Here is a 24,378-nt window from a genome sequence, read left to right as displayed (position 1 = left end):
GTTGTATCACCTGCAATAACAAACTGCGTTACCGCGAGGGTATCGCCATCTATATCGGTGTCATTAGTAAGCACATTGCCAGTGGCTGGGGTATCTTCTGTTACTGAAATTGGGCCATCATTAATGGCTTCAGGCGCATCATTAGCAGGTACCATATTACTAAAGCTAAGTATTGCCGTATCAGTGCCGCCATTATTGTCAGTAATGGTGTAAGTTGCGCTGGGCACTGGACCGGTGTAATTAGTAGCTGGGGTGAAGGTAAAACTACCATCAGCATTAATGAGTAACGCACCGACGCCCGCAATTGTTGCTGTTGTTCCGGAGTTATAAACCGTGGTGTCCCCATCGATTACAAATTGCGTCACATTAAGCGTATCGCCATCTATATCGGTGTCGTTGGTTAATACGTTTCCATTTACAGGGGTATCTTCTGTTACTGAAATTGGACCATCATTAACGGCTTCAGGCGCATCATTAGCAGGTACTGCATTACTAAAGCTAAGTATTGCCGTATCAGTGCCGCCATTATTGTCAGTAATAGTGTAAGTTGCACTGGGCACTGGACCGTTATAGTTTGTATCTGGCGTAAAGGTAAAAGTCCCATTAGCATTTATTAATAAACGACCAATACCGGCAAGCGCAGCAGTCGTTCCCGCACTGTAAACCGTAGTATCTCCATCTATTATAAATTGCGTCACAGCAAGCGTATCGTTATTGGCATCAGTGTCGTTACTTAGTACGTTTCCACTAACAGGGGTATCTTCAGTTACAGAAACGGGTCCATCATTATTAGCAATAGGTGCATCGTTGGCTGGAATCACATTACTAAAGCTAAGTGTTGCCGTATCAGTACTGCCATCCCCATCAGAAATAGTATAAGTTGCACTCGGTACAGGACCTGTATAGTCCGTATTAGGCGTAAAGGTAAAAGTACCGTTATTATTAATTAATAAACTACCAACACCATTAATTGTTGCAGTCGTTCCTGCATTATAAACAGTGCCATTACCCGCAATTACAAATTGCGTCACAGTAATTGTATCGCTATCAACATCAGTATCATTGGTTAATACGTTCCCATTTACAGGGGTATCTTGATCAACTGAGATAGGGCCATCATTCGTAGCCACTGGTGCATCATTAATAGGAATAACTTCGATAGTTGCAATAGCAGTATTAGAATTGGATTCACTATCATTGACTGTTACTTCAATACTGCGTGATATTACACTTGGATTTTCACCAGTATTTTCGAATTCAATTGTTTGGATAGCAGCTTCGTAATCAGCTAATGTGGCTATACCAGAAAGAGTTACGGTTGTACTCGTTAATGTATAAGTTATACCGCTTGATAGTGTGCCACTCGTTGCGGCAGAACCATTAACAAGTAATCGATCATCTGTTTGAGGATTAGCCAATACTATTGATGCAGACGCCATATTTGTATTATCGTCGTCATCTATAGCTATATCAGTAGAAGCTATTGCTACCGGAGGACCATTTTCGGTAAAAGTATTATTAAAGTTATATTCAGGACTCGTGGTAAAAATTTGTAAATCATCAAATATGACCGTTCCACCATCACTGTCATATAGGTAAACGCGCATTTGATAGTTTGTGTTTGCTGATATTTCAAAATGATCAATATTTTGAAAAACACCATCGTAAGTGCTACCACCAGCTACGGCGGCTTGATGATCTTCTATCAAGGTGTTGAATGTTGTAAAATTATCGCTTGAAATATCAATTGCAATTTTATAACCGACAGTTTCAATCCAGTCGGCGTTATATATTGCGTTAATGCTAACAGGGTTAGCAAAATCTGATGCCGTAGTAAAACCGTATAGAATAAAATCTTGATTAGCACGAGCTGTTGCTAAGTCGCTGGCTGTTACACCTTCAACCTGTACTCTTGTATTATCATAAATTCCAGAAAGACCAGGACCAAACATCTCATCACTACCACTTACTACAGATCCGCTATTGAAGTCGGTTGCACTAGGTGTATTGAATGGCGAGTTGTGTTGCCAGCCTACAGCTGTTTCAGTATCCCCATCATTATTTAAATATATAACAGGGACTGAATTCGCCTCAAGTGAAACCTTAATATTACCATCTGATTCAGAGCCCGCAGCATCGGTCCCTGCTACTACACTGTTTGAAATTGCAGAGGCGTGAACGAACGAGCCGCCACCGCCACCACCGCCATTTCCACCGGCAGAACCGCCGCCAGAATAACCACCACCCCCACCTGAAAATGAAGGAGATGCACCACCACCGCCAGTTAAGCCTCTACCGCCATCTGAACCGCTTAAATCACCAGTACCACCATTTGCCAGAGTAACTCCATCGTTAGGAGTAAGGTCTGCAGCAGAACCACCCGTACCTAATCCAGATTGTCCAGCAGAATTAATACCACCGCCACCTGAACCCGCAGCAGTGCCAGTACCACCACCGCCGTTGCCATTTGTTCCAGCTGCACCGCCAGCGACACCGCTACCATCGTCGCCAAAAGTAACGCTATTACCGCCGCCGCCACCGCCGCCAATAGCATCATCACCACCGCCACCAGCTCCAGCAACAAGTACCAATACATCATCAATAAATACACCAGTGCTGCCACCGCCGCCAGCACTTGTCCCCGTACCTGAATCAATAGGATCACCAGCCTCACCAACAACGAATCGGATAATTTGCCCTGCAGTAACATTAAAAGTCCCTGTTACCGTTGCACCTTGACCACCGTCTGAGCCACTACCGTTGCCACCATCACCACCTTGAATTGTGATAGTAATAACACCGTCAGCAGTAACTACATACTCACCCGTTTGAGGACCTGATGTGTTAACTGGAGTTGTCTCAAGCGTACCTGAAAAATCTTCAGCAACTAAAGTTGCATTATTTATTTCACCAAGCTGAGTCTCGAGAACCCAATCACCACCTTTATCTGCTGCGCCTGTTATGTTGTTAGATGCAGCAATATCCGCTTTTGTTGTATCGGCAAGAGCTTTAATTGCTTCAGAACCTTCGGCTCCCGCAGCAAAATTACAGCCGTATACAAGCATATCGCCATCTTCTGATAAGCTTTGGCCAATACGTAAAAATAAAGAAGCTTGTTCGCCTTTAATTGAATCGGCAGTTACTTGCGTTCCGGCAATAGACAAAACGCCTTTGTCACCATGGCTGAGAATATGAATTGCATCAATGTCTGTACGACCTTCTAATGCATCAGCAATTTGTTCAATTCCGCCTTTTTCTGAGTCAATAAATATAATTTCTATACTTTGGTCTAATGCTGAAGCAAGTTGATCTGCATTATCAATACTGAGATCAATAAATGCGATTTCTACTCGATCATTATTTTTAAAATCATCAATAGGGTAGGCGGTTACTTCATCTTCGGCTTCAGTAGCTGTTGAATTAATATCTTCATTTGCTCGATTCGATGATGGTGGTAACTGGGCTATGTCGAATGATTGCGTAGATTCATTTTCGATGAAAACTGATTCTGTAGTTGAAAAATTTTCCTGCATAAATGCATTAACTTGGGCATTTACAACTTGTTCAGAAGCAACTTCCACAGCTGTAACTGCACCAGCAGCATCAAACATAAAGCGAGGCTCGAGGGCAATAAGGTGCCTATATGATGTAGACGTTTCAGAACGTTTTTTTGAAGATTCTTTTTTATACTTCTGAAACAAAATAGAAATAAAATTCATAAACTAAACAGACCCTTATATTTACAATATAATTTAGCTTAGTTGTTAATTTTGGTTAATCCAGAATTAAGGTTGAAATAAATTAAATATCTTTTCTGTTTATTTCGTTTATAAAAACAGTCTGACTTTCAATAGTTACATCAATGAATTTTTTTCTATCTAGTTGTAAATTAATAATAAATGTTGATTTTCAACTTTTTATATCTTGAGAGTTCAATTTTTTGTAAGCGAAAATTGTAAAATTAAAAATACAGTTATGATCTATTAAAATAATAGATAATTATTAAATGTACCTATTCAGAAAAGACATAAAAAGTAAGTATAAAAGCTCTACAAAGCTGTGATGGTATTCGAAGTAACATAGTTTCTTTGAGAATAATTTATCTCGAAAATATATTTTTTAGATGGTTAAAAAGTTATTCAAATTATTATTGGTCGTGAATTAATAAATAAAATTCATTTCGGTTCGATATAAATGATAATTGCATTAATATGATTCTTTAGTTAATGGCTTGTTGCTTATCAATTATAAGAAAAATGCTATTTAATAACGTCGCTTCTGTTTTATATTATTTCATCAAAAATTGAAATAAAAAAAGATGCAAAAGCATCTTTTTAGCTGTATTAAATTTATAAATTACCATCATTTGATAATGATGTTATTTATAAAATACTTCTACAGTGCCTTTTACCTTTATAAGTAATGGCTGACCACGACGGTCTAATGCTTTTGGTGCCGCAACTTTAATCCAGCTTTCGCTGATGCAATATTCTTCTACGTCAAAACGTTCTTTACCGTTTAAAAGTACACCAATATCGTGGTCGAATACTGCTTCTACGTAATGCTTGCTACGTGGGTTAATAGAAAGCTGATCAGGAAGTGCTGGTTTTGTTGAATCTGTCATGGTTTTTCATCTGTATTAAAAAAGTTATGCGCTATTGTAGGCAATACATATCGTGCGCTCAAGGTTTTAATCGTAATGCAAAATCATGTGATTAACGAGATTTACATCATTACAGCAAATATGAGCAGCAAAGCAGTATTACAACTAAGTAATAATGGCAAATATAACTCCCGTTCACTTCATATATCAAACCTCTTTGACTTATTGTTGTAATAATTTAGTCATTTTTCTTTCATCAAAATTACCTTTATCAGTCACATCTGTTTTCTATAGTGCAGCGGTTGATCTTTTTTGTGTTTACACATTTCAAAAAATAACCACTAAACAATGGGAATTACGGATGAAAATTAAAAAAGTCGCTGCGGCAATCGCGCTAACGTTAACGTTTAGCGCAGTGAGCCATGCTGATGTACTACCGCAAAGCCAAAAAGACAGCAGCTGGTATAGCGCTGCGCAAACTAAACTAACAACAAAAACAGCACAAGCGCAGGCTACACAAGCCACTAAAGCTAAAAACGTGATTTTATTTGTAGGCGATGGCATGGGTATTTCTACTCTTACCGCAGCGCGTATTTTACAAGGGCAGCGTAATAACCAACCTGGTGAAGAAGGTTATTTAAGCTTTGAAGAGTTCCCATATTCTGCACAAGTTAAAACGTATAACGTAGATGCACAAACACCCGACTCAGCAGGCACAATGACGGCCATTATTTCCGGTGTAAAAACCGATGTTGGCGTTATTGGTGTAGATGAAGATATTGAACGCGGCGTGTGTTCAACAGTGGCAGGTAATGAATTACTTACAGCTACAGAGCTTGCTGAAATTAAAGGGCTATCTACCGGTATTATTTCTACAGCACGTATTACTCATGCAACCCCTGCTGCCACATATGCTAAATCGGCTGACCGTAACTGGGAAGACGTATCAGATATGCCAGAAGATGCAGTAACGGGTGGCTGTGAAGACATTGCATCGCAACTGGTTAACTTTGAAAAAAACCTAGAAGCACGATTTGTAGGGACCGACGTAGACGGCCTTGATTTTGTAATGGGGGGCGGTCGTCGTCACTTTTTACCAAAAGACGAAACAGCTAACTCAACAGATGCAGTAAGTGCTATAGAAGGCGACCGTACTGACGAGCGCAACTTAGTAACTGAGTGGCAAACACAATACCCAGATGCTACGTACGTGATGGATCAAACAGGCTTTGATGCAATAAGCGATGACGCCACTAAAGTATTTGGTTTATTTAACGAATCCCACATGCAATACGAAGCTGACCGCGCAAACGATGTAGCGGGCGAGCCTTCACTTACCGATATGACCACTAAAGCAATTGAAGTGCTTGGTAAAAACGATAATGGATTTTTTTTAACGGTTGAGTCGGGACGAATTGACCATGCGCACCACGCAGGTAATGCATACAACGCGCTTAACGACACCATTGAGTTTGCTAAAGCCGTGCAAGCAGCGGTAGATAACACAAACCCAGAAGAAACCCTTATTTTAGTAACCGCCGATCACAGCCATGTATTTACTATTGCAGGCTACCCTAAGCGTGGTAATCCAATTTTAGGTCAAGTAGTTGCAGTAGGTGCAACAACACCAAGCTTAGCCGCCGACGATATGCCGTACACCACAGTAGGTTACGCAAATGGTTTAGGTTTTAGAAATTTAGTTGATGAAACAGATGCCGATGCTGCTTATGCAACTGGCCCAGTAGCCGGACGTGTAGAGCTAAATGGCGTTGATACAACAACCCCAGGTTTTCACCAAGAAACAACCGTGCCACTCGGTTCAGAAACACATGCCGGTGAAGACATTTCACTACACGCAAAAGGCCCCGGTGCTCAGCTAGCACAAGGCGTAATTGAACAAAACGTAGTGTTTCATCTAATTAATCAAGCTCTTGAACTAACTCAGCAATAATGGCGGCTAACATGAACAAATTAACAGTACTTTCTTTGGCAGTAATGGTCGCGCTAGCAGGTTGCTCAAGTGACGATAACAAAAATGAAAATAATATTATCGCAGTAGATAACGCTATTGCAGTGGGCTCTGAGCAGTGTATTAATGGCGGTGTAGAGACGCAAGTAGGCGCAGATACCAATAATAACGATGTGCTAGACAGCGACGAAGTTAACTCAACTAATTTAGTGTGTAATGCACCTGCAACGTCGTTAACAAGCGAGCAGCTGGCATCACTTACTACCAATACTTGGTTTAGTGAAGCACAAACAAAATTAGGTGCCGCGCAAACAGCCAGTAGCAACATTGTTACTGAGTCAGGCAAAGCTAAAAACGTTATTTTATTTGTGGGCGATGGGATGGGTATTTCTACCATAACCGCAGCACGTATTTTAGCGGGCCAGTTAGAAGGCGAAATGGGTGAAGAGCACCAGTTAAGCTTTGAAACCATGCCTTTTTCGGGCTTTGTAAAAACATACAACGTAGATGCGCAAACGCCAGATTCGGCAGGCACTATGACCGCAATGGCATCGGGCGTTAAAACCGACGCAGGCGTTATTGGTATTGATGAAGCGGTTGAACGTGGTAATTGTGCATCAGGCAAAGGGCACGAACTTGTTACCTCGTTAGAGCTTGCTGAAATTGCAGGCAAAGCAACAGGGATTATTTCTACAGCGCGTATTACTCACGCAACACCCGCTGCAACGTATGCTAAATCGGCAGAGCGTAACTGGGAAGATATCTCCGATATGCCAGAAAGTGCCGCAACGTGTGAAGACATTGCATCGCAACTGGTTAACTTTGAAGCCAACCTAGAAGCACGCTTTAGTGGTGTTGATGTAGACGGTATTGACGTAGTAATGGGCGGCGGTCGTCGTCACTTTTTACCAAAAGATGCCGCGTTTAATTCAGCCGATGCAGTAAGTGCTGTTGAAGGGGATCGTACAGATAACCGCGACTTAACCGCAGAGTGGAAAACGCAATATCCAAATGGCACTTACGTAATGGATCAAACCGGTTTTGATGCAATAAGTGACGACGCCACTAAAGTGTTTGGCTTATTTAACGAATCCCACATGCAGTACGAAGCTGACCGCGCAAACGATGTTGCAGGCGAGCCTTCGCTTTCACAAATGACCGAAAAAGCAATTAACGTGCTTGATAACAACGAGCAAGGTTTTTTCTTAACGGTTGAATCGGGTCGTATTGACCACGCGCACCATGCAGGCAATGCTTATAACGCATTAAACGACACTATTGAGCTTGCTAAAGCCGTTAAAGTGGCAATGGAAAACACTGATCCAGAAGAAACACTCATTGTTGTAACAGCCGATCACAGCCATGTATTTACCATTGCCGGTTACCCTAAACGCGGTAACCCAATTTTAGGTAAAGTGGTTGCAGTAGGCGCTACTGAGCCAAGCTTAGCTGCCGACGATATGCCGTATACAACGGTTGGTTACACCAATGGTGGTGGCTTTAGAAACTTAGGTAGCGAGACAAATGCCGATGCAGGTTATGCCTTTGCACCGGTTACAGGGCGTGTTGATTTAACAGATGTTGATACAACAACACCTGGTTTTCATCAAGAAGCACTGGTACCAATGGGCTCTGAAACACATGCCGGTGAAGACGTAGGCGTTTATGCAATGGGACCAGGTGCACACTTGGTAACAGGCACAAACGAGCAAAGCTTTTTATTTCATGTAATGGACTTTGCCGCTGATTTTGTAAAAGCAGCAGACGAAAAACTAGCGCAATAAATACCGCCTAGTTATAAATTTAGTTAAATATATCTAAATAAAAAACCCCGCCTACTTTGCGGGGTTTTTGTCATTAAACTGACATTTATAATCGTTATGTTATTGCCATAAACTTGAAATATAAATAAGAGATAGCTAAATGAAAAAAGCGTTATTAATAATTGCCACACTTGTAAGTACAAGTAGCTTTGCCTCGCAATGTGATATTGATGCCAAGTATTTAAAAGCCGATTATAAAATTACCAACAGCCATAAAGCGCAGCAAAATAGCGAGTCACTTACCCTTTGGCGAAACAATCAGCAAGTAGCGCATCAAAGTGAAGTAATAACCGAGCTTTGGCAGCATTTAGCTAATAATCAAATACGACCAATACGTTACTTTAACGCCCAGCAACGCGGGATTGAATACCAACCATCTGAAGTACGCGGCGTACAAAACTGGAGTGCTAAAAGTCAGCTGGTGGATAACCACCTAATCAAAAAAATGACGTTAGTAAGCACACAAGGCACAGGCTGCGATGAAGTAAAAAACTATACACTGAGCGAAAATGGCAACGACTTTAACCTTGCCTTTTTTACGCATTCAAAATTAGTTAAAACATTTAGTATTAGTAATAAAAAAAGCCAAACTACTACCTTACTTAGCCTTAATAATGTAAACACTGATGAGCCATTAATTACCGCTCAATTTGCACAGTGGGATCGTTTTCAAACTACCGATTACGCCGACATTGGCGATAACGAAGGCGACCCATTTTTAGCAAAAATGATCAACCTTGGTTTTATAGAGCACAGCGCAACAGGCTTTTATAACCAGCAGGGCGAGGCTATTCAAGGCGGGCACCACCACTAGTTTGTGGAGCTTTTAAATGTTGTAGCTCATAGCTAAAAATGACAGGCGGCTATGAGCTACAAGCTGGTATTCAAAAGTAGATTAATTTAAGCCATTCCCACCCAAGTAACACAATAAACACTTTCCTATTTTTATAAAACACACACTATCAGCCGCATAATATTTATAGTTGGCAATAATTTACACTATTTGATATTAATAGAAGTTCAAACAATAGGGACATTAATACATGAAATATGTTCTCTGATAAAATTGCTATACCTTATGGAGTATTCATGAGTTCCAATGAATCAAACAACCCGTCAATTGACAATTTAATAGGTACATATCATGAGTTGGATACATTAGGGCTAATGAACGAAGATCTCCAAAAAGGTTCTGAAATTTTAGATGTAGTGAGGAAGTTTAATCCTATGTTTAAGGATGAGGCCTGGGTTTTAAATAACTATTTACCTTTTGACAGTTGTCAGAGTGCTTTGTTTTTAGCAGAAAAAGGAAAGTTAGATAAAGCAAATCTCGCTCTTATAGAGGGAGTAACAGATGGCATTGATAAATTCATGTTGCATTTAGCTGGAGCGCCGGCGTTTAACGATCGAAAAGCTATTTTAGAAAATGCACGTGAATTATATTTACAAGGTAATCACTCTGCTGCTGTTTTATTACTACTAATAGCATTAGATGGAATATCAAATGATATAGCAAATTTAGGTATATTTGCTCAAAATTCCGATCTGGGTGCATGGGATTCTATTACCCAATATGAAGAGACATTTACTTATATCCAAGAAAACTTTCTTACCAAGAGCCGAACAAAAACAAACTTGGAAGAAATCTATTTGCCTTATAGAAATGGTATTTTGCATGGTAGAGATGTAAATTTTTCAAACTCACATGTTTCCGCAAAATGTTGGAATATACTGTTCACTTTGCGCACTTGGTATATGGATAAAAAAGATGAGCCTTATAAAAAAAAGCAATTGATAAAAAAAGCGAATCTAAAAAATAAAAATGAGATATACGATCATTACTTAAATAGGTTTCAAGAGCGTTTGAATAAATCCGGACCTACTGAAGACTTCGGGGTACTTGATATAGTGACAACTTTTTTTAATAGTTGGCAGCATCAACAATGGGCAAAAATTGTTCCTCTAATGTATCACCTAGTTGGAAAACATAAAGGTAAGGCAGCACGTGAGGTTAAGGAAAACTACTCTAAGTTTGAATTAAAGGACTATAGAATTATTGGATTTTCGAATGAGAACCCAAGTAGTGCAAGTGTGCAATCTATCTTAAGTGTTTTAACTCATGGGGAGCTTAAAAAACATACTATTAATTTAAGAATTAATTATTCTTGTGATGAGCTTCTAGCAATCCCAATAGGTCACCCAAACGGAACCTGGGGAATTGTCCAAAACTCATTGTCTGAAATTCTATTTAGTGGAAGGAGACAAACTAAAACAGTGGATTGAGTTTATACATCGCAATCCACTATTTTAGTCCATTTAATGCTGTTTTAGCACTATCCGAAGACACTACAAAACCAACTACCTAAATTACTCAAGATGAGCATCATCAGGCTTTTTAGGTTTACTCGCTACTTCTGTTAAGCCATCTTCGCAATCGCCGCTGTCGCAGGTATTTAAATCGCTTTGTGCTTGTTTATCTTGTTGCAGCACTTGTTTTAAATCTTCCATACGTTGGCGCACTGCTACGCCGTAGCTGGCGTCGTCTCCCCATAGTGCAGCAAGTTGCAGTACTGCAGCGCGGTCGTGGTCTCTAAACAGCTTACCGGCGCGCTCTGCATCTTGCTTAGTGTTACCTAGTAACTCGAGTGCTTCTACGGCAAGGTTAATAGCCGAGTCGACTGTTTCGCGGTTAAACGCATCTACTTTTAAATTAAGTAACTGATACGCATGGCGGCGGTCGATTGCGCGAGCAACAATTTTTAACTGCGGGTAGTTTTTATGCGCGAGCTTAATTATCTCAATGGTTTTATCGGGGTTATCAATTGCGATTACTAGCATTTGCGCGGTGTGCGCGCCTGCGGCTTCAAGGAGTTCTTGGCGTGCGGCATCGCCATAAAATACGGTGTTACCAAAACGGCGTAGTAATTCTATTTGGCTAGGGCTGTGATCAAGTACGGTAATTTCGTAGCCTTGCGCGTGCAGTAAACGCCCCATAATTTGACCAAAACGTCCGTAGCCCGCAATAATTACGTGCTTAGCGGTGCTAATTTGCTCTGGCTTATCAAACTCAGGCATAGCACTGCTGCTGCGTTTTTGTATTTGCTCATAAACCATAAGTAATAACGGCGCTATTAGCATTGATACCGCCACAACTAAGGTAACAAGGCTGGTTTGCTCGGGCGTTAAAATACTTAAGGTGGTGGTTACGCTTAGCAGTACAAATGCAAACTCACCCCCTTGAGCAAGTGCTAAGGCAAATAATAACTGCTGTTTACTGTTAATTTTAAAGGTAACGGCAAGGGCGAATAAAATGCAGGCTTTAACTACAATAAGTAAAACCACTAAACCTATAACAGTACTAAACTCGTTAAATAGCAGTTCAAAGTTAATTGATGCGCCAACAGTTATAAAAAACAATCCTAAAAGTAAGCCTTTAAAGGGCTCTATATCGGCTTCTAATTCGTGTCTAAATTCGCTCTCGGCAAGTACAACGCCCGCTAAAAAAGTCCCCAAAGCAGGCGATAAACCAATACTTTGCATAACTAGCGCAATAGCGACCACTAAAAACAGTGCAAAAATAGTAAATATTTCACGCATGTGTGTTTGGGCAATGTATCTAAATAATGGCGCCGATACATATTTACCGCCGGCAATAATAGCGGCAATAACCGCAACCGATATACATACTTGTTGCCATACAGGCCAGCCTGCAATAATCGAATCGCTGATTTCTTTTGTACTAGTTTGCGGGGCAAATGCGAGCAATGGCAATAGGGCTAAAATAGGAATAATTGCGATGTCTTGAAACAGCAATACCGAAAAAGCGTTTTGTCCGGCTTCTTGCTTTAGCCAGCCTTTTTCTTCAAGGCTTTGCAGCACAATAGCAGTAGAGGAGAGCGCCAGCATTAAACCAATGGCGAGTGCGGTTTGCCAATGCATGGCAAAAAACCAATAACAAAATGCAAAAATTGCCGCTGCCGTTAACACAACTTGCAAGCCGCCAAGCCCTAAAATAGAGTGGCGTAATGTCCATAAACGCGAAGGTTGTAGTTCAAGACCCACTAAAAACAGCATCATTACTACGCCAAATTCAGCGAAGTGCATTACATCTGTTTGATCGCCCACAACACCCAGCGCATAAGGGCCAATGAGTATTCCGGCAATTAAATAACCTAACACAGAGCCAAGTCCGACTCGTTTTGCAATAGGGACAGCTACAATGGCTGCTGCTAAATAAATTAAAGCAATTTCTAACACGCGTTTATCCTAAGTCATTCTATTTATGCTCAAGGTATTTGAGCATAAATAGAATGACTTAGGTTCTTATAAAATACAATAATTCATGTGGCTTAAAATACGTTATTTTTAGCTCATACTGTTAGTCAGCTACTTTTACTGAACCGCTAATATTATCGATACTTACATCGCCCGATCCCGACTCAGTAATAGTCAGCCCCTTTGCATGATTAACGCGAATATCACCCGAACCGTCTTCAATTGTTACGCTTGAGTCAATATGCTCAATGATCATGTCGCCAGAGTTATCATCAACATTAACTGCGCCACTTATATGGCTTATCACTAAATCACCCGATCCATCTTCAACGTTTAGCGAACCGTTTATGTTGCTCACGTGCATTTTGCCAGACCCATCGTCAATAGTTGCATTGCCGCTTACGTTGTTTATATGAATACTGCCAGAGCCGTCTGTTAATTCTAAATTACCTGCGATGTTTTCAAGGTTTACTTCACCTGAGCCATCGTCAATAGTTAGGTTTTTAGCACCGCTTATAGTTAAGTTCCCCGAGCCGTCTTTCACGTCAATATTGCTTTGCATAGCACTTATAACAATGTCGCCAGAGCCATCATCAATATCTAAATTTAGATTACTTGGCACAGTAACAACTAAATTAACACTTGGAGATTGGCCACTGTAAAAGCTGATACCATTACTGCTTTTATTTTGAGCAACAAGTTTTGCTTGTTTACCGTCTTGCTCGAGCGTTAGCTCGTACTCATCTTCAATATTGGCTGTGTAAATAGTGGCATCAACACTAATGCTGGTGGCAGTATCCGAGCCTTTTATTTCAAGGCTACCTGCGCCGCTTAACACATTTAAATACTCAAGATTGTTGTTAGGTAATGTAAGTTGCTTGGTTTGTTTTACAGACGCCACGCTTGGCGATATGTGAAACACACAACCACTTAGTAATAAAATACCGCTAATTAGCGAAAGTGGTTTTACGATGTGAGGTAATGTTGATGAGCTCATGTTTAATCCTTTATTCTTTATTGTTTAAATTTAATGTAAGTACAATAGAGCAAAAATAAGACCAACATATAATCTATTGTTTTATAGGTGATTTATATTTTTATGAAAATGAAAATCATTAAAAAATAGTTAAAAGCACTAAATATTAATAAATAATAAAAAAGGATGCGAAGTGCATCCTTTTTTATTTAGCGGCTTTAACCGTTGTATTAATGTGCTCTAAAGTAACTTATTTGCTGTTTGATTTTTTCAGCCAATGTCATTAATTCACTTGCCGAATTTACAGTGCTTTGCGTGCGAGACTCACCTTCTTTAGCGAGCTGGCTTATAGAGTGTAGATTTTGAGTGATTTCTGCAGCAACGGTGCTTTGTTGATCTGTTGCCTCAGCTATATTGTTTGATGAGCGTGTTAGATCGCCAATACTTTGAGTGATAAAGTTAAGTTGCTCTCCGGTTTTTTCACCTTCTTCAGCTGATTTAATACCCAACTGACGGCTTTGTTCCATTTGCTTAGTTGCGGCGGTAACTTGTATTTGTAGTTGCTCAATTGTTTGGCTAATTTCTAAAATTGATTTTTGGGTGCGCTGCGCTAAGGTTCTCACTTCATCGGCAACAACTGCAAAACCTCTACCTTGTTCGCCTGCTCTTGCTGCTTCTATAGCGGCATTAAGTGCTAGTAAGTTAGTTTGCTCAGCAATACCATTAATTACTTCAGTTACTTTACTTATTTCGTTACTTGCTGTGTTTACTTTTTCAACAGAGCTGTGGCTATCATTTAGTTGCTGGCTTAGCTGCATTAAGTCATTAACAACTTGGGTTAATTGTGTGCGACCTAATTGAGCTTCTGCATCTACTTGTTGGGTTCGTTGAGCGCCTTCATTTGCGTTATTGGCTACATCTTTAATAGATACCGACATTTCTTCGATGGCGGTGGCTATTAGGTCTGTTTGCCCCATCATTGCATGTGCTTCTTTACCGTTAGCGAGGGCGTTATTTTTAGAGGTGCCGGCTTGATTTTCCAGCTCAACTACTGAATCTTGTAAAGCGAGTATCAGTTTTTTTAGCTCAACCGACATGCTACTTACGCTCGCGGTAATTAGGTCTATTTCATTTTCACTATTTGTATTGGTATTTACAAAATGTTGTGACAAATCACCTTTGCCTAACGCATCAACGCTACGTGTTAATTGTCTTAATGGGTTAAGTGTTTTTACTAGCACCCAAAATAGTAAAATTGAGATAGCAAGAATACCGCCAACAGACGTTATGCTGTTAACTACCATTAGTTTTATACTTTCTTCAGTGAGTTCGCTTTCTTTTACACGACCAAGTAAGGTCCAATCCCACCCTGGTACTGTTTTGCTGTAAGCAAACATAGGGGTGTTATTTTCACTATTGTATTTTAATGACTGACCTTTTTTAATTGCCTCTAGGTTAAGTCCATCAAGCGCTTTGGAGTTCACTTTTGAGTCAACTGCGGCTTCTTTTCCTGCTATAACTACATCATTTGTATTTCTGAAAACAAATAAGTTACCGCTTTCTTCAATTACTATTTTATTAACAGACCCTCTAAGAGATGCCAGTGCGTCGTTTATATTAAAACCTATGTATAAAATACCAATTACTTGGTTTTGTTTATTTTTAATTGGTTGGTAAACAGTCATGTATTCGTTGCCGAATAATTTAGCATAGCCTTCATAGCTTTGACCGTTCATAAGAGGTTGATAGCCTGGGTGGTTTTTTCCTAGGTAAGTACCAATAGCGCGTTGTCCATCACTCTTTTTTAAAGAGGTAGTAATACGAAAAAAATCATCCCCATCTCGCATAAATACCGTGGCGTTACCTCCGGTTAATTTAGCGTAATTTTCAACAATATCGATATTGTTATTAACTTGTTCGTTATCATGTAAAAGAACGGGCACCATAGTATCTACGACCAATACCTTTTGATCGCTTTTTTTAAATTCACCAGGGTACATACCTTTAAATACAGTGGCATTACGCTTTGCTATTGCCAGCAGGCTGTCGTATTGAAGTTCTAAAAGATCTGAAATAGCCGTTATTTCAGATTTTATTGCTGTTTCACTTTTTTCAGAAAGTGTATTAGCCGAAATTAAATAGGTAGATAGCCCAACTAAACTAAATACACATAGCGTTAAAGTGAATGCAAGCGCACCAATTTGTTTTGATATTGACCAGTTTTTATAGCTCATACTTCACTCCAGAGAAAGACGGTATTTATGCGTACTAAGTTTAATTATAGGCATTTTAAGTTGTTTTATTTGATGACTCGCTAGTAACGAACTTTGCCTGATAATCAATTTATCATATAAAACAAACAATACATTAAATGATAATAAAAAATTAACGGTTTGTGACGAAAGTGTTTTTTGTAGTTTGTTTGATTATAGCTAGGGTAGTTATATTTATTGCTGTTTTTTAAATATAAAAAATCCGATAGGGCATGCCATATCGGATCTTTATTTAACTCATTTAATTTAAGTATAAATTAAAAACTGTAGGTGATGTTGCCATATAAAAATCGACCATCTAAACCGTATGGTGCATACGGCGTATACGGGAAAATCTGACCAAAATCAGAGTAACCAATGTTATTTACTGTAGCTTGCGGGTACTGATCGAATAAGTTATTAGCGCCTAATGCAAATTTCCATTCATCATTAGGGCGATAAGCAACTTCTAGATCGGTTATCCATTTTGCATCTAGGTATTCATCGCGATCACTTGTTGTAGAAATATCTGCAACTTCACCGTAGCGTGTTGCGCGCAGTGTTGTTTGCCATTCGTTAAAGTTCCAAACAGCAGATAAGTTCCACTTGCTATCAGGTGTACCTTCTTCAAAACGACCCACTTCGCGACGAGCAAACACTACGTAGTCATCACCTAAAGAGTTAAGCTGCTCTGGGTTGTCGTCAACATGAGTAACTTCGGTGTCGTTAAAGTTAGCGGCTGCATTTAAACGTAAATCGCCTAGGTTATCTAATTCAAGCGTGTACGTTGCAACTATATCTATACCCTGTGTACGTGAGTCAATCGCGTTGGTAAAGTAGCGTACGCTTTCGGTATTTAACTCACCCGCATCGGCTAAAATTTGTTGCACTGCTTCACCCGATAAATTTTCAGATAAAACAACACGATCATCAATATCAATACGGTATGCATCAACCGTTAGGCTAAAGTTACCTTGAGTGTATACAAAGCCTGCTGTTAAGTTTACAGAATCTTCTGCATCTAGCTCTTTTGCGCCCAATGCTTGTGCTGCTGGCGCGTCACTTGGAAACAAGCCAACTTCAAATGGTTGATTGTTTTCAAGCACAGTTGAAATTTGACGATATGAGCTTTGTGCTAAAGACGGCGCACGAAAGCCTGTACTTACAGCCCCACGTAACGATAGATTATCGGTAATGCTGTAACGTGTTGCTAGTTTTGACGTGAACGTATCACCAAAGTCGCTGTAATCTTCGTAACGACTTGCTAAAACAACATTCCATTTTTCTGTTAAGTAGGTGTCAAACTCAACAAAAATCGCTACGTTATGACGGCTTTCGTCAGTTACGCTCTCAGGACCAAAACCAGATAGTACTTGTGCGCCGCCGGCAGCAATTGGGTTGCCGTCGCTATCTAGTGCAGTAATATAAGAGGCTTCTTCGCCTTGTTCTATTTTGTAGCTTTCGTGGCGGTATTCAGCACCAACAGTAAAAAATACGTCATCTGGTAAACCTAAATCAAGCGTTGTGCTGGCATCACCATTAATAATAAATTGGTCATAAACGAGTGCACCGTTGTCAAACTCGGTTTGGCTGGTGGCGCCTAAAGATGTATTTAAGCTATTTACTACGCCCAAAGAAAAGTCGTTACGACCGTAGTTGGTGCTTACATCCCATGTCCACTCGCCTGTTTCACCTTGTAAACCAAGAGCAAGTGAATAGTCTTCTACGTCTGTTTCAATTTGCGGTAAAAAACCATCTGGGTATACTTCTAAAATATTACGATCATCTTTTGCTCGGCGGTAAAAACCACCAGAATTACCTTCACGTTTTGAGTAGCTACCAAAAGAGTATAGGTTTAAGCCATTATCTAAATCGTAACCCATGTTGTAAAACAACGCGTAATCTTCAAGCTCTGCTTTACCAAAACGATGGTTGTAACGATCAATAGTAAATTCGCGTGGGTCTAGGCTGCCATCATCAAGGCGGCTGTATTGTTCGCGTGGGTCAAAACCAGAGCGTTGAGTAGGATCGTTATCACGGTACTCAATTGATACGTTTACAAAGCCTTTATCAGATAATGAAAAACCAGAGTTTGCACTAATAGTACGAGTGCTACCGTCGTTTACTTCTCGGTCATCACCGGTATTAAAAGCTAAGTTGCCGTTTGCATCTGCATAAGTACTTTCAAGATTTGGAGCGCCCGCCATTTGCGTGTCGTATTGCCCGTAAGTAACGCTTACGCTACCGCCTTCAGATGCATCTTTAAGGATTATATTAATAACACCCGCAATTGCGTCTGAACCGTATTGCGCTGCTGCACCGTCGCGTAATACTTCTACGCGCTTAATTGCCGATGTAGGGATCATGTTTAAGTCAACGGCAGTTGAACCACGACCAACTACGCCACCTAAGTTTAAAAGCGCACCAGAGTGACGACGTTTACCATTTATAAGTACTAATGTGTGATCAGGTGCCAAACCACGTAAAACAGCAGGGCGAGCATGGTCAGTGCCATCTGCAACTGTTGCGCTTGGGTAGTTAAAACTTGGTACTTGGTTAGCAAGTACTTGGCTAATTTCAAGCTGACCTGTGCTGGCCATATCGCCGCTTGTAATAATATCAACAGGTACTGAGCTTTCAGCAATACTGCGTAAACTGCGGCGCGTACCGGTTACTGAAATTACTTCGATATTTTTTTCTGCTTGATTGTCTTGCTCTGCGGCAACAGCCATAGAATATGGCGTGCTAAGTGCAGTAGTAACGGCCAGGCTAAGTGCTAATTTATTTGCAGATAAACGCTTAAAAGTCATTAATTGTTCCCCAAGAACTGCTATTTGTTAATGATTAGAAAAGGAGCGCATCATATAGAAGCGATCACATCAGTGCAAAGATAAAAACTATCTAAGTTATGCTAAGTTGTTAACAAGTGAGGTCACTGTTTACGGGTTATATAGACGTTTGGATCGTTGTAGTTGCAACTTTGTGTCGAATGGTTGCGAATTCAAGGAGATTTTAGATAAAAGTTAGTAAGACGTAAAAAGGCCAAGCAAATGCTTGGCCTTTCAATTTTTTAAGTTTAGTAATTTAAATTATTCAGGGGCAACTTCAAGCGTTGTAAATAATGCATAACGTCCTGCATCTACACCTTCTTCATTTACGGTAACTTTGTTAGAGGTTTCGATTAAGTATAGACCAGGCTCTTTCCACGTAATTGTAAACATACCTTCTTTATCGGTCGTTACTTTTACTTCGCCACGATCGTTACGGTAGCGTGTGTCGCCTTTTAAAATACTTACTTCAATGCCTTCGCCGGCAGATTTACCATCTTGTAAAAGCTGAAACTTAGCGCTTTCACCTACAAATAAGTCATTTGGATGTGTTGGACCGCTAAGCTCTAAGCCTAAACCTAACTGTGCAGGCTTTGAGGTGCCATTTCGGCTTACAAATGTATCTACTGTTGAAATAACCTTCGTTGTAGTTACATCTTTAGCGTTGCTTGGTAACTTAGCGTCTGTTTTTTTACCAAATACGCGCTTGCGCTTGCCTTCTTCATTTTTGTAGAAGGTCATGTACATTGGCTTTTGGGTCATTGCAATGTGGTAAGTACCTTGCTCTGTTAAGCTTACCGCAGCTGAGCTTTTACGTTTTAAGTAATAAGCACGGATCGTTTCAGATACTGGCTCACCATTAGGCGCAAGTGCCATTAATAACGTATCGTCGTACTCGGCGCCTTTTTCTTTAGGTTTAAAGGCTTTGTCTGGTGCAAAAATTTCGTTTGAAATGCTTGCGTCAATCATTACGTAATGCGCTTTATCGCCTGATAAAGATGTATGCGAAGGTAGTAACCAACGTCCGTGTGCACTTGCTGAAGTTGACACTAAAGCAGATAAGCTCAATGCGCCGATTAATGCAGTTTTTAATAAATTAATTTTCATTATTTTTCCTTTGCTTAAATTCTAGTAATAAAATAAGTGCTACTTAGTGTTACTCAGTGCTTACAGTGACGAAACTTTGTGAAAACTCGTTTTTACCATCAATTGTAATTTTTCCTGACTTTGTTAAATCAAGCTCAACGCGGGTGTAATCTCTGCCGCCTTCTTCGCGTACAACTTCAATATTAAGTAAGTATTTACCTGGTTTTACTGGATTACCGTCTAAATCGTTACCTTGCCAATTTATGGTGTAAGTGCCGGCACGCTTTGTTGCACCGCTAATGCCGTCAAAATTAATATCGCTTTTACCCGCTTTACGCCACCATTGGCGTAGGTCTTTAAACCATTCTGCTTTTTGCACCCAAAGTGCAAGCGTAGTAACGTGCTTACGCTCTGGCGTTTCCAGCCAAACCGCAACATATGGGCGGTGATACGGTTGTACTTCTAAGTCGGGAAGCGTTAATTCAACTTCTAACTGTGGGGTTTGCGCATGCGCTGTTGTTTGAAAAAACGCAGCTACTAGCAGTAATGCGGCGCTTATAAATAATTTAAATTTAACCATTAAGACACTCCTTTTATTTGTGGAACCCAACATAAATAAATAACCAGTGGAGTTGCTACTCCTAGTACAGTTATCCATATTCCTGCTAAGCGTTTTTTTCTATTTTGAAATAAAATAATCATGCCGGTAATGGCAAATAAAATCATCAGTACGGCGGATATATCAATTACCCAGCTCCATACTTCGCCGCTATGGCGACCTTTATGTAAGTCGCCAATAAGGCTTAAAAATCCACCTGTTTGGTAATCAAGATTTAGCTCGCCAGTTGTAAAATCAAGCTCTGCGTAGGCAAACCCTGCAGGTAGCGGGTAGTCGAGCATGACAAGCGCATCTTCTTTTTCCCATTCAATGCTTTTTACTTTAGTAAGTGCATATTGCTTGGCCAAGTAAGCTTCTATTTCTGGGTAAATCGTTGGCAGCGTATCTAGTTGTGCATTTGCTTTATCAACAAGAGCTGCTGGGATCATTGCCGTTACTTGGCCATTATTTTTATCGTTTTTAAGCCAATCAATATGGTTGAGCACAATGCCGCTAACACAAAATAAAATAAGCAAAAAAAACAAAGCTGTAGAAATATAAATGTGTAGTGCACGGCTTGTACTGTACAAAGTCCGTTTATTAATTAACGCCATAAGTAATTTGATATTATAAAATTTACAACATGATAATGATTTGTATTAGCTATTACAAATTTACTTACTCAACTTTACATTCAAAGTTAAGTAATAAAGCGTATTTATAGATTAAAAAAGGGTTATTTGGACTGGGTATAACGACTTGTAATTATGTGAAAAGTTTAATGGGATATAGTTTGTATTAAAGTGGTATCAGATATTGATGGGCTATTAAGTAGCCGATACAAGCCGACTATTTAATTAAGTGTATATTACAGTGGGTTTAATTTTTCTGCAGACTCCAATAAATTAAACGGCTTTTGTAATTTATCGACATTTGAAAATTTTATTTGTAAATGTTCCGGCAAAGAAAAATAATCATTTTTTGCTTCTTCAAACATCAGCGGAAGTTTCATAACAATGTAATTCATTGCGATAATTTTTTCTTGGTTGTTTTCATCAAAAGCTAATAAAAGAGAAGAGTTAAACGCAAAGTCATCTAGCTCGCTTTTCATACACGATTGCTGATTTTTAGCATCAAAATAAATAAGTGCAGTAGATATCACCTCCCAACTTTCTGAGATGCTTTGAACATCACTCTTGTTAATTATAGTGTTTGAGTTGCTGCATTCAACGAGCTTTTTATTAATTGCATTTACTGCTTTGTAGTAGTTTGCATTTATATTTTTATGCACTTGGCTTATGTTTGATTTTGTACTGTTTATTAACTCGCTAGTATTGGCAAAGGCATAAAAAGGAAATAAAAAGATAAGCGCCATTAAGGTTAAGGAGTAACGGTTATAAGTGTGTACTGTTATTTCGGCTGATTTTTTATCCATTAGCGTCCTGCTTATTTATTTGTACTTGTTTTGTATAAGTAACATATAAAACAACATATAAGCAAACTACAAAAGTGAGTGTTTATTTAGTTCTTGGTGGGGCGGACGGTCTTGAAATAAGATAGATCATTACCGATATTTCTATAACGGCAACAAGGTAAATAACCCAAATAGGGGCTGCAGAATAAAGTAAAAATATAAATCCAATTAACATACCGATGGCGGCGTAGCATTTGGCTTTTATAGGCACTACTTTATGGGCTTGCCATTGTTGTAGCGTTGCACCATAACGAGGATGGTTAAGTAACCAGTGTTCGAGCGCGGGAGATGAGCGAGTAAAGCAAGTTAGCGCTAAAATAAAAAATATAGTCGTGGGCATTACGGGTAATACAATACCTATAATACCGAGCGCAACAAGTAGTAAACCAAGCGCTTTAAGCCATAAATTTTTATAACAAACAAGGGCTGCTTTTATTTTCACTTACGCTCATTTCACTTAATTACAGTTATATTAAATTGTAAGCTAATTAGCCGGTAATTCGAAGAGGTACATAACAAGCAAATATAAAAATAATACACATAAAGCTCTATTTATAGATTGAGTACTGTGTGCTAAATCATATAAGGTGATTTTTATAACTATTTTTCAGTTGCTTAGCTTTTATGTAGGTAGGGAAACAATAACAATAATTTTAAGTTGTTTAATTAAATAAGAGGATTTTTAAATATGATTCAAAACTCAGCACTGTTTTTACTCATTTTATTTGGCTTACATCTTTATACTCGCTCGCAAATGCATCCTAAAAAAGTTGAGAACGCATCAGATACGAATTTGGTGAAAATTCATTTATATTTTCAGTCTTATTAGCTTTATTTACAATGAGTGTAATTTGGTATGTTGATGACTCAGCAAGTAGATGAATTTCTTTTGCAGTTAAAGTATCAATTTGCGCTAGGGGTTACTAAAGAAGATGAGGTTTACACTCTGCCAAGGTGTGAACGTAATGCGGTTAGCATGTTAAAGCAAATATGTTCAGATCAAACGTCTGAATTTGTCCTGCCAAAGTCTACATGTGAAAAAGCAAAACAGTACTTCAAATAAAAAAGGCTGCGCTTGCAGCCTTTAAATTAATTTTACGTACTAAGTTTAGAGTTAACTTAAAATTAGCTTAGAAGTTAGCTTAGAAGTTAGCTTAGAAGTAATAACCTAAGTTAATGTTGAAGCGACGTTCTGTGTCGCCATCACCAATAATTGTTCCGCCAATAAATGGCTGGTTACGAGCTTGAATAAAGTCGAAGTAACTAAAGAACCCACCGGCTGCTACGCTCATACCCGTTACGTTCATCCATGTATCTGCGCTGTCGTCAGACTTGTCGTAAATAATGCCGTAATCGTTATAAAACTGAATGTCAGTAACCGGGCCCCAATCAAGCGAGTAATTGTAAGCTACGTTAAAGTTGGTCATAGTTGCTTTGCTTGATACGGTATCGTAGTAAGCGTATGCAGCAACAGCAAAACGTTCGCTGTTATCGTCTAGGTCGTAGTCGTATTCACCGTGTTGAAATTGAATATTCCAGTTGTTAATTGTGCTATCAACATGAAATGCCCATGCACCGTAGTTACCAGCACGATCTTCACCATCATGTAACCCGCCACTCAGTAATGAAAAGCCAATGTCGGTAGTTACATTCTTGCTGTGCTCAATTTGATAAGTCGCACGACCAGCAAATGTATTATATTCGCCAATTTCGCCTGCAGGTTCTGCATAAGTACCTTCGTCAGCTGCACGAGTGCCTACTATGTCGTAAGAGTAGCGATGACTTTTATCTGATGCTGAACCATCTACGCCGCCTAGCTCGTCATTTTTAAAGAAACCTAAGTCTAGCTTCCAGTTGTCTTTAAGCTTACGTTTAACAACCACACCTAAATCAAAGTCGTCTTCTAGCCCTACATAATAGTTAGTGCTGAAAAAGTAGCTGTGCGAGTTGTATGGACCATTACCAAAAGGCACGTTTGTTATACCTGCTTGGCCTTCCCAGCCATCGGTAAACTCGTAACCTAAGTAAGCATACTTAACAACGGTCATGTAATCGTAAAAACGAATTTCACCATTTAACGAAATATCGTTAATTTCGCCAGACACATTTAAACGAAAAATATCAAAATCGAAGTCGCCGCCGCGATCTTCATTATCATCATCGTATGAGTTAATGCTGTAGTTAGCACGGATAGCACCACCAATTTTTATGCCTTCGTCTTTTTTCTCAGGCTCTGCAACAGCAACTACTTGGGTATCTGCTTTTTTGCTAATATCGGCTACTTGCTGTTCATGTTGCTTATTGATTTGTTGCTGTTTTGATTTTTCTTCAACCAACTGATTTTCAAGCAATTGCATTTGTTGCTTTAGTTGTTTTAATTGCGCTTGAAGCGTATCGAGATCTGCTGCATAAGAAGTGCTTGTAACACCACCTAGAACTAGTGCTAGTGTTAATTTTGAGAGTTTAGTCATAATAGCCGCTCTGATTGTGATTA

17 protein-coding genes are annotated in these 24,378 nt (G+C 39.4%); 5 read left to right on the top strand and 12 right to left on the bottom strand.

The features are described 5' to 3' along the window. On the bottom strand, positions 1-3,719 hold a 3,719-nt coding region (locus I6F65_RS21985), incomplete at its 3' end, for an Ig-like domain-containing protein (protein ID WP_197112589.1). A gap of 659 nt (positions 3,720-4,378) precedes the next feature. Then, positions 4,379-4,624 (bottom strand): DUF3297 family protein, encoded by a 246-nt coding sequence (locus I6F65_RS09385; RefSeq protein WP_024610004.1) that lies wholly within the window; start codon positions 4,622-4,624, stop codon positions 4,379-4,381. Positions 4,625-4,964: 340 nt separating this feature from the next. On the opposite strand from I6F65_RS09385, the gene I6F65_RS09380 reads away from it, so the two are divergent. The 4 genes from I6F65_RS09380 (at position 4,965) to I6F65_RS09365 (ending at position 10,678) form a co-directional block, all read left to right on the top strand. Then, positions 4,965-6,554 carry an alkaline phosphatase gene (locus I6F65_RS09380; RefSeq protein ID WP_197112587.1) on the top strand — a complete coding sequence of 530 codons (1,590 nt, stop codon included), beginning with the start codon at positions 4,965-4,967 and terminating at the stop codon, positions 6,552-6,554. An 11-nt stretch (positions 6,555-6,565) separates the two neighbouring features. Further along, positions 6,566-8,356 (top strand): alkaline phosphatase, encoded by a 1,791-nt coding sequence (locus I6F65_RS09375; RefSeq protein WP_197112585.1) that lies wholly within the window; start codon positions 6,566-6,568, stop codon positions 8,354-8,356. Positions 8,357-8,495: 139 nt separating this feature from the next. Continuing rightward, entirely contained in the window at positions 8,496-9,209 is a 714-nt protein-coding gene (locus tag I6F65_RS09370) for a hypothetical protein (RefSeq protein ID WP_197112583.1), read from the top strand. 275 nt (positions 9,210-9,484) lie between these two features. Continuing rightward, complete coding sequence (locus I6F65_RS09365) at positions 9,485-10,678, top strand: hypothetical protein (RefSeq protein WP_197112581.1); 1,194 nt, start codon at positions 9,485-9,487, stop codon at positions 10,676-10,678. An 84-nt stretch (positions 10,679-10,762) separates the two neighbouring features. Here I6F65_RS09365 and I6F65_RS09360 read toward each other — a convergent pair whose 3' ends face one another. From I6F65_RS09360 to I6F65_RS09320, 9 genes are all read right to left on the bottom strand, one after another. Beyond that, positions 10,763-12,652 (bottom strand): monovalent cation:proton antiporter-2 (CPA2) family protein, encoded by a 1,890-nt coding sequence (locus I6F65_RS09360; RefSeq protein WP_197112579.1) that lies wholly within the window; start codon positions 12,650-12,652, stop codon positions 10,763-10,765. A 121-nt stretch (positions 12,653-12,773) separates the two neighbouring features. Further along, positions 12,774-13,667, bottom strand: a complete 894-nt coding sequence (locus tag I6F65_RS09355; protein WP_197112577.1) for a hypothetical protein — start codon at positions 13,665-13,667, stop codon at positions 12,774-12,776. A 209-nt stretch (positions 13,668-13,876) separates the two neighbouring features. Then, complete coding sequence (locus I6F65_RS09350; protein ID WP_197112575.1) at positions 13,877-15,880, bottom strand: methyl-accepting chemotaxis protein; 2,004 nt, start codon at positions 15,878-15,880, stop codon at positions 13,877-13,879. Between the two features lie 296 nt (positions 15,881-16,176). Beyond that, the gene (locus tag I6F65_RS09345; protein ID WP_197112573.1) at positions 16,177-18,708 is read right to left on the bottom strand and encodes a TonB-dependent siderophore receptor; all 2,532 of its coding nucleotides are present in this window, start codon (positions 18,706-18,708) and stop codon (positions 16,177-16,179) included. A 279-nt stretch (positions 18,709-18,987) separates the two neighbouring features. Next, positions 18,988-19,833, bottom strand: a complete 846-nt coding sequence (locus I6F65_RS09340) for a DUF4198 domain-containing protein (RefSeq protein WP_024609996.1) — start codon at positions 19,831-19,833, stop codon at positions 18,988-18,990. Positions 19,834-19,882: 49 nt separating this feature from the next. Then, positions 19,883-20,392 (bottom strand): DUF2271 domain-containing protein, encoded by a 510-nt coding sequence (locus tag I6F65_RS09335; protein WP_024609995.1) that lies wholly within the window; start codon positions 20,390-20,392, stop codon positions 19,883-19,885. Beyond that, a complete protein-coding gene (locus I6F65_RS09330) occupies positions 20,392-21,024 on the bottom strand; it encodes a PepSY-associated TM helix domain-containing protein (RefSeq protein WP_024609994.1) in 633 nt (210 codons plus the stop codon). Before I6F65_RS09330 ends, I6F65_RS09335 begins: the two co-directional genes overlap by 1 nt. A 254-nt stretch (positions 21,025-21,278) precedes the next feature. Beyond that, positions 21,279-21,845 carry a hypothetical protein gene (locus I6F65_RS09325; RefSeq protein ID WP_197112571.1) on the bottom strand — a complete coding sequence of 189 codons (567 nt, stop codon included), beginning with the start codon at positions 21,843-21,845 and terminating at the stop codon, positions 21,279-21,281. Positions 21,846-21,927: 82 nt separating this feature from the next. Continuing rightward, positions 21,928-22,326, bottom strand: a complete 399-nt coding sequence (locus I6F65_RS09320; RefSeq protein WP_197112569.1) for a YbaN family protein — start codon at positions 22,324-22,326, stop codon at positions 21,928-21,930. 420 nt (positions 22,327-22,746) lie between these two features. Between I6F65_RS09320 and I6F65_RS09315 the strand changes: the two genes are divergently transcribed. Next, a complete protein-coding gene (locus tag I6F65_RS09315; protein WP_197112567.1) occupies positions 22,747-22,947 on the top strand; it encodes a hypothetical protein in 201 nt (66 codons plus the stop codon). Between the two features lie 91 nt (positions 22,948-23,038). Here I6F65_RS09315 and I6F65_RS09310 read toward each other — a convergent pair whose 3' ends face one another. Then, positions 23,039-24,355 (bottom strand): porin, encoded by a 1,317-nt coding sequence (locus tag I6F65_RS09310; protein ID WP_166112697.1) that lies wholly within the window; start codon positions 24,353-24,355, stop codon positions 23,039-23,041. Positions 24,356-24,378: the final 23 nt, after the last annotated feature.

The organism is Pseudoalteromonas sp. SWXJZ94C (assembly GCF_015864385.1).
Taxonomy (GTDB): Bacteria; Pseudomonadota; Gammaproteobacteria; order Enterobacterales; family Alteromonadaceae; genus Pseudoalteromonas.
The sequence above is the reverse complement of the archived record's forward strand: the minus strand, read 5'-3'. Positions and strand labels throughout refer to the sequence as shown.